This is a genomic window from Knoellia sp. LjRoot47 (genome assembly GCF_964253435.1).
Taxonomy (GTDB): Bacteria; Actinomycetota; Actinomycetes; order Actinomycetales; family Dermatophilaceae; genus Knoellia.
This window is the reverse complement of sequence record NZ_CAXUQS020000001.1, coordinates 703,978-718,216: the sequence shown is the minus strand read 5'-3', so window position 1 is coordinate 718,216 and position 14,239 is coordinate 703,978. Positions and strand designations below refer to the sequence as shown.

Here is a 14,239-nt window from a genome sequence, read left to right as displayed (position 1 = left end):
GGCGTCCGCTGCGGCCGCGCCCGAGACCGTGTCGGCCACTGTCGTGGCGGGTCAGGCGACGCGGACGCGCTCCCCGAGCCTGGCCACCACGACCGCGGACGAGAGCTCGTCACGGATCCGCCCGGCCAGTGCCTCCGCGGAGGCGGCCTCGGCGTGGTTGACGAAGACGGTGTCCGGCTCGTCGGGGAGGGAGTGCAGCCACCCCAGGAGCTCGTCCGCGTCGGCGTGCACCGAGAACCCCTCGTCGTGGGCGACCTCGGCCCGCACCGGGACGTAGGAGCCGGCGATCTTGACCTCCCTCGCCCCCTCGGCCAGCGCGCGGCCGCGAGTCCCGACCGCCTGGTAGCCGGTGAGCAGCACGGTGTGCCGCGGGTCGGGCAGCATCGAGGCGAGGTGGTGCACCACCCGCCCGCCGCTCGCCATCCCCGAGGCCGACACGACGATGCTCGGCGTCCGCGGCCTGTTGAGGGCGCGCGACTCGTCGGCCGTGAGGGCGAGCTGCCAGCGCGGCAGGTTCGCCAGGGTGGTCTCGATGTCCTCGGCGAGCTCGCCCTGCGCGACGGCACTGCGATAGACCTCGAGCACCTTGAGCGCCATCGGGCTGTCGAGGTGGATCGGCACGTCGGGGATGAGCCCGTCACGGCGCAGGCGGCCGAGCGCCTCGAGGACGAGCTCGGTGCGGTCGACGGCGAAGGCCGGGATGAGCACCGACCCACCACGCTCGATCGTGCGGCTGATCGTCGCGGCCATCTCGTGGTGCCCGGGGTCGCCGGTGGGGTGCGTCCGGTCGCCGTAGGTCCCCTCGACGACGACGTGCCTCGCGGCCGGGGGAGTGGGGCGGGGCCGCAGCAGCGGGTGGTGTGGTCGTCCGAGGTCTCCGGAGAAGAGCACCGACGTGTCGCCCTGGTCGAGCAGCACGCTCGACGAGCCGAGGACGTGCCCCGCCCGCACGAGGGTCAGCCGACCTTCCGATCGCAGTGGCACCGCGGTGTCGTATGCCGTGGGCTCGAGCAGCGAGATCGCATGCTCCGCATCGGTCGCGGTGTAGAGCGGGAGTGGCGGATCGTGCCGGGAGTAGCCCGACGACCGGGCGTCGTCGGCCTCGAGCTCGAGCAGGTGGGCGCTGTCACGCAGAACGATCGGGATGAGCGCCGCCGAGGCCCGGCTGCACCGGGCCGGACCGGAGAAGCCCTGCCGGACGAGCGCCGGCAGGTAGCCGCAGTGGTCGAGGTGGGTGTGGGTGAGGACGACTTCCTCGATGCCCGAGGCGGGCGACCGGAACGGCTCCCAGTTGAGCCGGCGCCACTGGCGCTCGCCCTGGTAGAGCCCGCAGTCGACGAGGGTGCGGCGCCGGTCGTGCTCGACGAGCGTCTTGCTGCCCGTGACCGTGCCGGCCGCGCCGAGGAAGGTCAGCACGACGCCCATCAGGCGTCGCCGTCCTCGGCCCAGTCCGACGGCACGACGACGACGGGACAGTGGGCGTGGTGCACGACGTGGGCACCCACCGACCCGAGCAGCAGGCCCGGGAACCCGCCGAGGCCGCGTCGCCCGACGACGAGCAGCTGGGCGCCGCGCGACGCCTGGACGAGGGTCGGTCCGGCGATGCCATGCACGAGGGACTCCGTGACGCGCACCTCGGGGTACTCGTCGCGGTAGCCCGCGAGCATCTCCGCGACGAGGAGCCGGTGCGACTCGACGACACGCTCGCGCGCCTCCTCGGGGTCGCCCCGGGTGAACGCGGCGTTCGCCTCGTCCCACCACCACGAGTGCGCGGCCACGAGGGGCACCTGACGACGAGAGGCCTCCGCGAAGGCGAGCGCGACGGCGGGGGCGGAGTGCTGGTGCGCGTCGACGCCGACGACGACGGGGCCGCTCGCCGACCGGTCCGCCGCGAGAGGGACGACCATGACCGGACAGGCTGCGTGCGCGATGACCTTGTCGGCAGTGGCGCCGAGCAGGATCGCCTCGGCCTGTCCGAGCCGGCCGCCGTCGAGGACGACCATCGACGCCTGCCGACTCGCCTCGACGAGCATCGCGGCGGGGTCCGCGACCTCCGTGACGGCGCTGACCCGGAGGTCGGGCACAGCGCGCAGGGCGCGCTCGCGGCACCTCTCGGTGCGGTTGGCGACCCGCACGAGGTGCTCGTCGGTCCACGGCACGATGCTCAGCCCGGTGGCGTGCATGACCCGCAACGGCCGGCCCCACCGGCGGGCCTGGGCGGCTGCCTCCTCGACGGCGCGACCTGTGGCCTGCCCGTCGTCGACGCCGACGACGACCGGGTGACCGGTGGACGAGTCGGTGGTGCTCATGGCGCTCTCCCTTCGACGCTTCGAGCGTCGCCCCGGTGGGGCGGGGACGCGAGGGTCCAAGGTCCCTCGTGCACGCGGCATACGAGAGGGATGGGACGATCGATGGCTGTCCCAGACCAGACGGAGGCCCAGATGGCAGAGCGGTTCGGTCGCCCCAGCCCGCGGGCGGCGATCTCGATGGCGTGGCACCACCCGGTGTCCGCGCTCGCCGCGAAGGCCGCGGCCGCGGCGGGGCTGGCCTTCTGGCTCGGCGGTCTGCTGCCGGGCGACCTCGGTGAGTACCGCTACTACGCGGCGCTCGGCGCCTACTCGGTGATCTACCCGAGCGTCTCGGACTCGGTGGTCCAGGCCGCGCGTGCCGTGGTCGGGGTCCTGCTCGGAGCCCTGCTGGCGATGGGGCTGCAGCTCACGGCCTGGACCAACCCGATCACCGTCGGCCTGGCGGTCGGACTGGGAGTCCTCGTCGGCGCCTGGCGTTGGCTGCGGGACCAGACGACGTGGGTGCCGGTGGTTGCGCTGTTCGTGCTCGCGGTGGGTGGTGCCCGTCCCGAGGGCTACATCGAGGCCTACGTCGTCCAGATCGTCGTCGGTGCGCTCGTCGGGATGCTCGTCAACTTCGTCGCGTTCGCGCCTCTTCCGCTGCACGAGCTGCAGAAGTCGACCACCGACCTGCGGCGCGAGCTCGCCCGGCAGGTGCGAGCGGTGGCCAACGCGCTGTCCGACGAGGGCGGCGGTCGCGCCGACGACGCGCTCGCCGGTCTGCCCGAGGTCGGACCGGCACGCGAGCGGGTGCGGCTCGCGATCGCGCAGGCGAGGAGCGCGCGCAAGGGCAACCCCCGCGCGCCCCGGACCGCGCACATCCACCGGGCGCTCTTCGACCTCGGGGAGACGCTGCAGCGGTGCAGCACGGCCGTCGAGTCGATGGCCGTCGTCATCCTCGACCCCCACGCGCAGCCGCTCACCGACGACCTGCGGCGCCGGACGGCCGACCTCATGATCTCGCTCGCCGTGCTCTTCGAGGCGGTCGACGACACCGTCCCCGACGACGGTGACGTGCTGGCGGCGCGGCGGGCCGTCGACGGCCTCATCGACGCCGTCGACGCCGAGAGCGGGGCCGGTCGCGAGACCCGCTACGTCGCGGGCGCCGCCGCCGTCTCGGGTCTGCGCTGCCTCGAGGCGTTCGTCACGTCGCAGCGGCGCTCCGGAGCCGACGCGGCCGTCGTGCCGGGGCCGCCGCTCGTGCTGCCGCCCGACGAGGACTGAACGCCCGGACGGTGCGCCGGTGCGCGCGGCCGGGGGCGGCGAGGTTGCGGGTGTCCCGTAGCCGGGTATTGCCCTGATCGCAAAGTCGCAGATCAGCCAGTCCCACGGCAGAGTGTGGCGTCATGTCAGCAGACACCGATGTCAGACAGTCAGGCGAGTCCGAGACCAAGCTCAAGCGGGGGATCACCCCCTTGCTGCTCTTCTTCTTCATCGTGGGGGACACCCTCGGCGCGGGGATCTACACCCTCGTCGGCACCATGGCCAACGACGTCGGCGGGGCGATCTGGCTGCCCCTGATCTTCGCTCTCGTCCTCGCCCTGCTCACCGCGGGCACCTACGCCGAGCTCATCACGAAGTACCCGCACGCGGGTGGTGCGGCTCGCTACGCCGAGCGCGCCTTCAAGAAGCCCTACGCCACGTTCATCATCGGCTGGCTCATGCTCTCGTCGGGGATCACGACCTCGGCCGCCCTCGCCAACGCGTTCGCGGGTGACTACCTCAAGGCCCTCGTCGACCTGCCGTCCGTCCCCGTGACGCTCGTCTTCATCGGCGCCCTCATTGCGATCAACCTGCGCGGTGTGCGTGAGTCGCTCATGGCCAACGTCGGCGCCACCGTCATCGAGATGACCGGCCTCGTGATCATCATCGTCGTGGCGGGCATCGTCTTCGGCAAGGGCGACGCCGACGTCTCGCGTCTCACGACCTTCGCCGAGGGCGTGACGCCTCTCCAGGGCGCCTTCGCCGCGACGATCACCGCGTTCTTCTCCTTCCTCGGGTTCGAGGCCGCGGCCAACATGGCCGAGGAGGTCAAGCAGCCCTCGAAGGCCTACCCACGTGCGCTGTTCGGCGCGATCCTCACGGCCGCGCTCATCTACCTCCTCATCGCCCTCGGCGCCGGCGCAGTCGTCCCGACGGACCAGCTCGCCGCGTCCGAGGGGCCGCTGCTCGAGGTCATCAAGGCGTCGGCGCTCTCCTTCCCGACCTGGCTGTTCGGCGCGATCGCCCTCGTCGCGATCGGCAACGGCGCGCTGCTCTTCATGGTCATGGCGAGCCGCGCGACCTACGGCCTCGCCGAGGCCGGCCTGCTCCCGCGGATCTTCGGCGACGTCGCCTCGACCCGCCGCACGCCGTGGGTCGCGATCCTCGTCGTCGGCGCGATGACGATGGTCATGAGCTTCGTCGGTGACGTGGGCCTTCTCGCGGACACGACGGTGCTGCTGCTCGTGCTCGTCTTCATCTCCGCCAACATCTCCGTGCTCGTGCTCAAGAAGGACGAGGTCGAGCACTCGTACTTCCGCACCCCGTCGATCGTCTCGATCCTCGCGCTCGTCGCAAGCGTCGCCCTGCTCACCCAGCAGAGCGCACAGACGTGGCTCATCAGCGCCGGCTATGTCGTCGTCGGCACCGTGCTCTTCCTCATCGCCCGCGCGGCTCGCAAGCGCGAGGGCGAGCCGGAGCAGGAGGGGCCGGTCGACCTCGGCTGACCCCTGTCGGGCGACCGGCCCGACTCAGTCCTGACGCCGTCGCGCAGGCTCGCGGAGCTCCGCAGCCTGCGCGGCGGCGTTCGCCGTGTCGAGGACGATCCGAGCCGGTATGCCGGCCTGCTCGGCTGCTGTACGGACGTCCTCGAACTCGGGGGTCGCGTGCACGACGGTGCCGTCACCGGTGTGGGACAGCTTGATCCGCACCGGGTGCCCGTGGATCGTGACGGTCGCGAAGGACCGGTCCAGCGCGTGGCGGGTGACCGGGTGCTCGCGGACGCCGAGTGTCGTCGTGTGCCGCAGGACGAGGTCGCGCAGTGGCGCACGGTGGGCGTCGTCGCACAGGACCGACAGGGTGTGGGCGGGGCGCCCCTTCTTCATGAGGATGGGGACGAGCCATGCGTCGGCGGCGCCGGCCTCGATCAGCGACTCGAGGACCCCGGGCCACAGGCGGGGGTCGAGGTCGTCGACATTGGCCTCGAGCACCCACAGTGCCTGTGCGGCAGGGGTGTCCGTGTCCGTGACCTCCCCGACGACGACGCGCGTGACGTTGGCGCGACCCTCGACGTCCTTGGTCCCGGCGCCCGAACCCGAGGCGGTGACCCGCATCCGCGGCAGGGCCTCGCAGGTCGTGGCGAGCGCCCGGACGAGGGCCAGACCGGTCGGGGTGGCGAGCTCGCCCTCGCCGACGGCAGCGACCTCCCACCCGGTGGCAAGTCGCAGGGTCGCCGGCGCGGGGACCCCGACGGTGCCGTGGCTGGTGCGGGCGGTGCCGGACCCCAGGGCGACCGGACCTCCGGACACCGACGTCACGCCGAGCAGGTGGAGGGCGGCGCAGACGCCGACGACATCGGCGATCGAGTCCCACGCGCCCACCTCGTGGAAGTGGACGTCGGCAGGGTCGACACCATGGACGTGCGCCTCGGCGTCTGCGAGCACCTCGAAGACGTGGACGGCGCTGTCGCGCACCGGTTCCGGGATGTCCGCGACCTCGATGAGCGTGCGGATCTCGGTCCACCGGCGGTGCGGCTGGTCGGGGGCGATGACCTCGACGTCGACCTTGGCCGCCCGCAGCCCGGCACGGCTCACCTCGGTGAGGGCGAGCCGCACGGTCCCGGGCAGGACGGCGTCGACGACGGACTGGACCTCGGCGAGGTTGGCGCCCGCATCGACGAGCGCCCCGAGCAGCATGTCCCCGGCGACGCCGGCGCCGGCGTCGATCCAGAGGTGGGTGGTCATGCGCGAAACGGTAGTGGCAGGCACCGGCGGCCGGGCGACGTGCCCGGTGCACGGCATACGGGCTCCGGTCCGGATCGCAGGTCTCAGCGCAGCCGGAAGAGGACCTCACCGGCGTTGGGCACGACGAAGGTCTCGCCGTCGGCCTGGGCCGCGGCGAGGTCGAGCGAGTCCGGGTCGAGGTAGCCGAGGTTGGCCTGGCGGCACTGTTCCTCGGGGACGCGGGTCGCCAGCGTGACCTTGACGCGCAGGCGCTCCTCGCCGGTCCCGGCGTCGTAGGTGCCGGCGCCGCGCAGGTGGGTCGAGTGGGCGAGGGTGCCCCAGTGGACGTGCTTGAAGCGGTCCCACTGCTTCACGAAGTAGTCGCGGCAGTGGTAGCCGATCTCGAGGATCTCGGGGTGGCTCGTCGAGATCTCGGTGATGTGCGGTGCGTAGAGGATGACTTCGCCGCCGTCCGCGACGACGGGCTCGAGCTTGTAGAAGCCCTTGGCGCCGGTCCAGATGTCCTCGTACATCTCGGGGATGACCGAGATGACACGCGACACAGGCTCGTCGAGGTGGTGGACGTGGGTCGCCGCGCAGACCTCGGCAGCGCTGGCCCACGACGAGATCGTGTCCCCGAACGAGATCGAGTGCAGGTCGAGGCTGCCCGCTTCGCCGACGACGCAGAAGGCGAGCTTCTCGGCGGGGACGAGCGAGGCGCCCTCGTTGATGAGCGCGCGCACCGGCGTGATCGCCGTCGTGCCGATGATCTCGGCCGAGGTGATGAGTGCGCCGATCCAGTGCGACACGTCGATGATCTCCTGGCCCGCGACCCCGGGGAAGAAGTACTTGTTGCCACCCGAGATACCGACGACCTCGTGGGGGAGGACCGGACCGAGCACCAGGGCGACGTCGTGCTCGACGACCGCGCGGTTGAGGAGGACGGGCACGTCCATCGTCAGCCGTCCCTCGGAGAGCTCGCTGAGTCGCGCCGCCGGGATGGTGCCGAGGTCGGCGAACGTCTCGGGGTCCCACCACTCGTGGTTGACGACCTCCATCCCCGGATAGGTCTCCTCGAGCGCGCCGACCTCGTAGCCGAGGTGCGCGGCGAGGGCCTCGTCGCTCATCGGCTGGTGCGTGCCGAGAGCGATGAGGGTCGTCATCCGGGTCACCCGGCCGTGGAGGGCGGCGTGGACGGCGCCCAGGAGCATCGGCAGCGGGCAGGTGCGCGTGCCGTCGGGGACGACGATGCAGACGCTCCTGCCGTCGAGGTCGGTTGCGGCCAGCTGCTCGGCGATGAAGGTCGTGACCTGCTCCGTGGGCAGGACACCGTGCTCGTCGCCGATGCGTGCTGCCCGCAGGGCGGCCTCGGCGGGAGTCTCCTCGATCGTCGATGTCATGGGTTCACTCTTGCCGGGGGCCTCAACGGCTGGCAAGGCGGGGTGGTGGCGCTCGGTGCCCGGTGCGCTGGTCGGGACGCGGGCGGCTCGGCGGACTCGGGACGAACAGTGAGAAGGTGAAGGCATGGAGGACGTGAGCTTCGGCCCGGACGAGTCGAGGGTCGAGCGCGTCCTTCATGCCTTCGCCCCGTTCGAGCGGGTCGGCGTCGCCTACTCCGGCGGGGTCGACTCGGCCACCCTGCTCGCCCTGGCCACCCGGGCGCTGGGTCCCGACCGAGTCGTCGCCGTCCTCGGCGTCTCCCCGAGCCTGGCCGCCGACGAGCGCACCACGGCCCACGAGGTGGCTGCCTTCATCGGCGTCCCCGTGGTCGAGGTGCGGACCCACGAAGGTGAGAACCCGGCATACCGGCTCAACGGCCCGGATCGGTGCTTCCACTGCAAGGACGAGCTGTTCACCCGGATCGACGATGACGTGGTCGCCGCGCATCGGCTCGGCGCGGTCGCCTACGGCGAGAACGCGGACGACGCGCTGCGGCCCGACCGCCCCGGGTCACGGGCCGCGACCGAGCACCGCGTGCTGCGCCCGCTCGCCGACGCCGGACTCGACAAGGCCGCCGTCCGCAGGGTTGCCCGAGTGCTCGCGCTCCCGTGCGCCGACAAGCCGGCCGCGCCGTGCCTCGCCTCGCGGATCCCGCACTTCGAGGAGGTCTCGCCCGAGAAGCTCGCGCAGGTCGAGTCGGCCGAGGCGGGGCTGCGTGCGCTGGGGTTCGCCGACTGCCGGGTGCGCCACCACGGCGAGGTCGCCCGGGTCGAGCTCCTGCCCGACGACATCGAGCGCGCCACCGCCCCGGGGCTGCGTGACGAGGTCGACGTCGTGGTCCGGCGTGCCGGGTTCCGGTTCGTCACCGTCGACCTGCGCGGCATCCAGTCCGGTGCCTTCACCCTCCCGCTCGTGGCAGCAGCGCGTGGCTGAACCGCGGACCCGGGGGCCTTGGGAGCCGGGCGACGCGCTGCGCGACATCGCCGAGCTCGACCTCGACCGCGCCGCCCGGCGCGGCTACCCCGAGGCGGTCTACTGCGAGGGCAAGACCGCGGCGCAGGTCGGAGCGATCGCCGCGGCCGTCGGGGAGCGGAAGGCTCGCACCCTCTTCACCCGTGCCTCCGCGGACCACGTCGACGCGATCCTCGCGGCTCTCCCCGACGCCGCCCACGACGAGACGGCGCGGCTCGTCGCGTGGCCGGCCGAGCCGCCCGAGCCCACGGGTGGCGGCGTCCTCGTCGTGGCGGCCGGCACGTCCGACCTGCCCGTGGCCCGTGAGGCGCTGCTCGTGGCGCGGCACCTCGGCCGCAGCGCCGAACTCGTCGTCGACGTCGGCATCGCCGGGCTGCAGCGCATCCTGTCGCGGCTCGACCAGCTGCGCGCCGCGCGGGCCATCGTCGTCGTCGCGGGAATGGACGGCGCCCTGCCCGGAGTCGTCGCGGGCCTCGTCGCCGCTCCCGTCATCGCCGTCCCCACGTCGGTGGGCTACGGCGCCGCGTTCGAAGGGCTGGCGCCGTTGCTCACCATGCTCAACAGCTGCGCGCCGGGTGTCGCGGTCGTCAACATCGACAACGGATACGGCGCCGGCCACATGGCGGCCCAGATCGCCGCTCCCGTGTCGGGATGAGGCCGCGCAAGGGGTAGCGTGCCCCCGAGTCTCCGTTTCCGTGAGGCGCGCCCTCCACCTCGCACGGGAGTCCGACGGTGTTGAACTCGACGCTTCTGATGTCGTCCGCCCACCACTTCGGCAACGACCACAAGCTCAACCCCTACTACGAGGACGGCGAGACCGTCGACACGGCCAAGGCCGAGCTCGAGCACGCGGGCATCCGCGACGCGCTCCGCTCGGCCGGCGCGGAGATCATCCAGGTCGATGCCCCACCGGCCTGCCAGGACGGCGTCTACACCGCCAACTGGGCCCTCGTGCGCGACGGTGTCGCGCTCATGGCGACCCTGCCCCCGTCCCGCAAGGGCGAGGAGCCATGGGCGCGGACCAAGCTCACCGAGCTCGGCTACCGGGTCGAGGACCTGCCCGAGCCGTGGCGCTTCAGCGGGCAGGGCGACGCCCTCGTCTGCGGCGACCTCGTCTTCTGTGGGGCCGGCTACCGCTCCGACGAGCCGGCCCTGGCGTATGCCGCGCAGCGCTTCGGTCTCGAGCGGATCCAGCTCCAGACGCTCCCGCTGCTCAATGCCGACGGCAGCCCGCACGTCAACGCCGTGAGCGGGTGGCCCGACAGCTACTGGTACGACATCGACCTCACGCTCGCCGTCCTGCGCGAGCCCGACGCCGACGGGCGCGGCCTCATCGCCTACTGCCCCGAGGCCTTCACCCCCGAGAGCCGCGACCTGCTCGCGCGCCTCGACGCCGTCGACACGATCGAGATCGCCGAGTCCGAGGCGATGGAGTCGTTCGCCTGCAACCTCGTCTCGACCGGCACGACGGTGGTCATGAGCGACAGCGCCCCGCTGCTGCGGGCCGACGTCGAGAGCGCCGGTCTGTCGGTCATCACGCCGCACGTCGACGAGCTCGCCAAGGGCGGCGGCTACATCCGCTGCACCAGCCTCTGGGTCTGACCCGCACGACTGCTGCGACTGATTGCCCCACCGCGAGGCGCTCGCCGGCGCTCGCTCCTCGTGGTGGGGCAATCAGTCGGGGTCAGGGGCGCTGCTGCTGGGCCCGGGCGTGCCTCTCGTGGAGGCGATCGCGCACCTCGTCGGGCGTGTAGGCGCGCCGCTGCCTCTCGTTGCGCGCCACGACCGCACCCGTCGCGACGACCGAGACGACGCCGGCGAGACCGAGCAGCTTCCACCAGTTCGACTGCATGACCGCAGCGTATGCCGCCGTGCCCCGGCGCGACTGATTGCCCTTTCCAGCGGCTTCCGCGGTCCGTCACCGTCCCGGAGCGGCGCCGGAAAGGGCAATCAGTCGGGGGAGTGGGGGTGCGGCATAGGCTCTCGTCATGCGTGCAGTGGACGAGCCCACCGACGGCCTCTCGCTCGACGAGGCCGTCGACCTCACCCGCACCGGTGACGTGTGGATCTTCCGTGGGCGCTCGATCGCCGACCGCGCGATCCAGACGGCGACCAACGCCCCGGTCAACCACGTCGGCATGGCGGTGGTCCTCGACGACCTGCCGCCGCTCATGTGGCACGCCGAGATGGGCAAGTCCCTCCAGGACATGTGGACCGGCGACTTCCACCGCGGGGTGCAGCTGCACGACCTGCGCGCGGCGGTGTCGCGGTGGCAGGAGACCTACGACCAGCGCGCCTGGCTGCGCCAGCTCACGCCGGAGGTGGGGGAGGAGCACGAGGACGCCGTGCTGCGCTGCGTGGCTCGGCTCGACGGCGTCTCCTTCCCCTCGACCGGCAGGCTCGCGTGGCGGTGGCTCGCCGGTCGCGACCACCACGTGTCGGCGCGCGACCTCGACCTCAAGGCGCTGCGTCCCGAGGTCGCCTACTGCGCCGAGGTCGTCGCGCTCACCTACGAGGAGATGGGGCTGCTCACGCCGGACGCCCCGATGAACTGGTACGACCCGGGCCGCTTCTGGAGCGGCGACTCGTTGCCGCTCGTGCCCGGCTGGGAGCTCGGCACCGAGATCGCCGTGGGTCGTGGGGCCGCAGTCGGCTGAGGTCCACTGCATGGCACGCCCGACCCGTCGGCGTGTCCATGACGAGTCGGGACCGGGTCCGATGCCGACTCGTCCCCCTCACCCCCGGCTTGTGGTGCCGTCATCCGGCTCTGGTTACCGAGTGACAAGTTTGCGGTACAGTCGGTATCAGGCACCCGGAGTACCGGATACTTCGTCGAGAACCTGAACCCACGGCTCGACCCCGGACCCGACCGCCTCACACCGACCACGTTTCCTCGAAGGGAAGCCATCATGGCGACGACGCCACCCACTCTCGCCGACCGGGGCCAGCGCCTCGGTCTGCGGCTCATCTCCAAGGCCGGCGGGCTCCCCGTCATGGCCGACCCCAAGGTTCGCGGCCGGGTCGAGCGGATCCTCAACCGCGGGGCCCACTCCGGCTTCAAGGCGCAGGTCGCAGTCGGGCGTGCCTTCACCCGGGCCAAGGGCTCGGGCCCGGCCCGGCGCCCGGGCCCGTCCACGCGTCGCGGGGTCTACGACCTCACGCCGACCGAGGACCAGCAGATGCTCCAGCAGGCGGCCCGCGAGCTCGCCGACGAGGTCATCCGCCCCGTCGGCCCGCGTGCCGACGCCGACCGCGCCGTCCCCGACGACGCCCGTCAGGCCATGCAGGACATGGGCCTGGAGCTCGTCGGCGTCCCCGAGGAGCTCGGCGGCATCGCCGAGGAGCGCTCGGCGGTCGCCGGTGTCCTCGTCCTCGAACAGCTCGCCCGTGGCGACATGGGCATCGCCGTGGCGCAGATGGGCACGGCAGCGGTCGCGACCGCCCTGTCGCTCTACGGCGACTCCGACCAGCAGGCGACCTACCTGCCGCACTTCACCGGTGACGAGCCGGTCGCTGCCGCGGCGCTGGCGCTGCAGGAGCCCCAGCCCCTCTTCGACCCGTTCGCCCTGACGACGACGGCCGTGGCGCAGGGGGACTCACTCGTCCTCAACGGCACCAAGGCCCTCGTCGCCAACGCCGAGCGCGCCGAGCTCTTCATCGTCTCGGCGATGCTTGAGGGCGAGGCCCGTCTCGTCGTCATCGAGGCCGCCACCGACGGCGTGACCATCGAGGACGACCCGGCGATGGGGGTGCGCGCCGCCCGCACCGGCCGCGTGGTCCTCACCGACGTCACCGTGGCCCGCACCCAGCTGCTCGGCACCGCGGACGACCACCGCGACGCCGTCCGTCGCGGCCGGCTGGCGTGGGCAGCCGCCGCCGTCGGTACCGGCCAGGCCGTCCTCGACCAAGTCACGACCTACGCCCAGGAGCGCAAGGCCTTCGGTGAGCCGATCGGCCAGCGCCAGGCCGTCGCGTTCCTCATCGCCGACATCGCCATCGAGCTCGACGGGCTGCGCCTCGCCGTTCTCAAGGCCGCCGCCCGGCTCGACGCCGGGACCGATGCCGCGCCGCTCGTCGCCGAGGTGCGCTCGCTCACGGCGACCCACGCCGCCCAGATCGGTTCGCACGCGGTCCAGCTCCTCGGCGGACACGGCTTCGTCAAGGAGTTCGACAACGAGCGCTGGTTCCGTGACCTCCGTGGAGCGGGTGTCCTCGAGGGCACCCTGCTCGTCTGACCGGCATACCCAAGGACTGACACCATGATCGATCTCGAAGTTCCCCGGAAGTTCCGACCGCTCGTCGCCCAGGCACGCGGCATGGCCGAGGAGGTCTTCCGCCCCATCTCGCGCAAGTACGACCTCGCCGAGCACGAGTACCCGCGCGAGCTCGACCTCGTCTCGGCCGTCATCGACGGCATGAGCAGCTCCGGCGCCGGCCAGGGTGCGGGTGCGTCGAAGACGACCCGCGCCACCGACGAGGCCGCCGAACGTGCCGACGACGGCGAGTCCGAGGTGGCCGCCGTCGGCTCCGGACGCTCGCACGCCTCCACGAGCGAGGTCCGCAACGGCTCCAACCTGGCCTCGGTGCTCTCCATCCTCGAGACCTGCCGCGGCGACGTCGGCCTCACCCTGTCGATCCCCCGCCAGGGTCTCGGCAACGCGGCGATCGCCGCCGTCGCGAACGACGAGCAGAAGAAGCGGTATGCCGGCCAGTGGGCCGCCATGGCGATCACCGAGCCCGAGACCGGCTCCGACTCGGGCGCGATCCGCACCACGGCCGTGAGGGACGGCGACGAGTACGTCCTCAACGGCGAGAAGATCTATGTCACCGCCGGCGAGCGCGCCGAGCTCGTCGTCGTCTGGGCCACTCTCGACAAGAGCCTGGGCAAGCAGGCCATCAAGTCGTTCGTCGTCCGGCGCGACAACCCGGGGCTCAGGCTCGTCCGGCTCGAGCACAAGCTCGGCATCCGCTCTTCCGACACGGCGGCCTTCCACCTCGACGACTGCCGCGTCCCTGCCGACGACCTGCTCGGCGACCCCGAGATCAAGACCGCGGGCGGCTTCGGCGGCGCCATGCAGACCTTCGACAACACCCGGCCGCTCGTCGCCGCCATGGCCCTCGGGCTGACCCGCGCGAGCCTCGACCTCACGACCGAGCTCCTCGCGAAGGCGGGCGTCACCGTGGACTGGGACCGGCCGGCATACGTGCAGTCGTATGCCGCGGCGCGGCTCCTGCAGATGGAGGCCGAGTACGAGGCGGCGCACGCCCTCACGCTGCGCGCCGCGTGGATGGCCGACAACGGCCGCCCGAACTCGATGGAGGCCTCGATGGCGAAGGCCAAGGCCGGCCGGACCTGCGTCAACGTCTCGCTCGCCTGTGTCGAGCTGGCCGGTGCGACCGGCTACGCCGAGCGCGAGCTGCTCGAGAAGTGGGCGCGCGACTCCAAGATCCTCGACATCTTCGAGGGGACGCAGCAGATCCAGCTGCTCGTCGTGGCGCGGCGCCTGCTCGGGATGAGCTCGAGCCAGCTCAAGTAGGCGGGGCCGGGGCGCACGT

The 14,239-nt window shown here is 72.3% G+C and carries 13 protein-coding genes; 8 read left to right on the top strand and 5 right to left on the bottom strand.

Annotated elements, in window-relative coordinates; genetic code table 11:
- Positions 1 to 51 precede the first annotated feature (51 nt).
- Positions 52 to 1,425: an MBL fold metallo-hydrolase RNA specificity domain-containing protein gene (locus ACSQ11_RS03670; RefSeq protein WP_436003160.1), complete on the bottom strand. Its 1,374-nt coding sequence runs from the start codon at positions 1,423 to 1,425 to the stop codon at positions 52 to 54.
- A complete protein-coding gene (locus ACSQ11_RS03665) occupies positions 1,425 to 2,309 on the bottom strand; it encodes a universal stress protein (protein WP_436003158.1) in 885 nt (294 codons plus the stop codon). The genes ACSQ11_RS03670 and ACSQ11_RS03665 overlap by 1 nt, the downstream gene beginning before the upstream one ends.
- A gap of 102 nt (positions 2,310 to 2,411) precedes the next feature.
- Here ACSQ11_RS03665 and ACSQ11_RS03660 point away from each other — a divergent pair, with 102 nt between their 5' ends.
- On the top strand, positions 2,412 to 3,572 hold the full coding sequence (locus tag ACSQ11_RS03660) for an FUSC family protein (protein ID WP_436003151.1): 1,161 nt from the start codon (positions 2,412 to 2,414) through the stop codon (positions 3,570 to 3,572).
- Between the two features lie 122 nt (positions 3,573 to 3,694).
- The gene (locus ACSQ11_RS03655) at positions 3,695 to 5,056 is read left to right on the top strand and encodes an APC family permease (protein ID WP_436003149.1); all 1,362 of its coding nucleotides are present in this window, start codon (positions 3,695 to 3,697) and stop codon (positions 5,054 to 5,056) included.
- 24 nt (positions 5,057 to 5,080) lie between these two features.
- On the opposite strand, the gene larC is transcribed toward ACSQ11_RS03655, so the two are convergent.
- Together larC and ACSQ11_RS03645 are read right to left on the bottom strand one after the other, a co-directional pair.
- Complete coding sequence (larC, locus tag ACSQ11_RS03650) at positions 5,081 to 6,292, bottom strand: nickel pincer cofactor biosynthesis protein LarC (RefSeq protein ID WP_436003147.1); 1,212 nt, start codon at positions 6,290 to 6,292, stop codon at positions 5,081 to 5,083.
- 83 nt (positions 6,293 to 6,375) lie between these two features.
- Positions 6,376 to 7,671 (bottom strand): lactate racemase domain-containing protein, encoded by a 1,296-nt coding sequence (locus ACSQ11_RS03645; protein ID WP_436003145.1) that lies wholly within the window; start codon positions 7,669 to 7,671, stop codon positions 6,376 to 6,378.
- 124 nt (positions 7,672 to 7,795) lie between these two features.
- Here ACSQ11_RS03645 and larE point away from each other — a divergent pair, with 124 nt between their 5' ends.
- The 3 genes from larE (at position 7,796) to ACSQ11_RS03630 (ending at position 10,285) form a co-directional block, all read left to right on the top strand.
- Positions 7,796 to 8,644 carry an ATP-dependent sacrificial sulfur transferase LarE gene (gene larE / locus ACSQ11_RS03640; RefSeq protein ID WP_436003143.1) on the top strand — a complete coding sequence of 283 codons (849 nt, stop codon included), beginning with the start codon at positions 7,796 to 7,798 and terminating at the stop codon, positions 8,642 to 8,644.
- Complete coding sequence (gene larB / locus ACSQ11_RS03635; protein WP_436003141.1) at positions 8,637 to 9,338, top strand: nickel pincer cofactor biosynthesis protein LarB; 702 nt, start codon at positions 8,637 to 8,639, stop codon at positions 9,336 to 9,338. The genes larE and larB overlap by 8 nt, the downstream gene beginning before the upstream one ends.
- A gap of 98 nt (positions 9,339 to 9,436) precedes the next feature.
- Entirely contained in the window at positions 9,437 to 10,285 is an 849-nt protein-coding gene (locus tag ACSQ11_RS03630) for a dimethylarginine dimethylaminohydrolase family protein (RefSeq protein ID WP_436003139.1), read from the top strand.
- 82 nt (positions 10,286 to 10,367) lie between these two features.
- On the opposite strand, the gene ACSQ11_RS03625 is transcribed toward ACSQ11_RS03630, so the two are convergent.
- Positions 10,368 to 10,535 (bottom strand): hypothetical protein, encoded by a 168-nt coding sequence (locus ACSQ11_RS03625; protein ID WP_436003137.1) that lies wholly within the window; start codon positions 10,533 to 10,535, stop codon positions 10,368 to 10,370.
- A 136-nt stretch (positions 10,536 to 10,671) separates the two neighbouring features.
- Here ACSQ11_RS03625 and ACSQ11_RS03620 point away from each other — a divergent pair, with 136 nt between their 5' ends.
- The 3 genes from ACSQ11_RS03620 (at position 10,672) to ACSQ11_RS03610 (ending at position 14,220) form a co-directional block, all read left to right on the top strand.
- A complete protein-coding gene (locus ACSQ11_RS03620; RefSeq protein ID WP_436003135.1) occupies positions 10,672 to 11,340 on the top strand; it encodes a hypothetical protein in 669 nt (222 codons plus the stop codon).
- 252 nt (positions 11,341 to 11,592) lie between these two features.
- Positions 11,593 to 12,918 carry an acyl-CoA dehydrogenase family protein gene (locus ACSQ11_RS03615; protein ID WP_436003133.1) on the top strand — a complete coding sequence of 442 codons (1,326 nt, stop codon included), beginning with the start codon at positions 11,593 to 11,595 and terminating at the stop codon, positions 12,916 to 12,918.
- Positions 12,919 to 12,942: 24 nt separating this feature from the next.
- On the top strand, positions 12,943 to 14,220 hold the full coding sequence (locus ACSQ11_RS03610; RefSeq protein ID WP_436003131.1) for an acyl-CoA dehydrogenase family protein: 1,278 nt from the start codon (positions 12,943 to 12,945) through the stop codon (positions 14,218 to 14,220).
- Positions 14,221 to 14,239 lie beyond the last annotated feature (19 nt).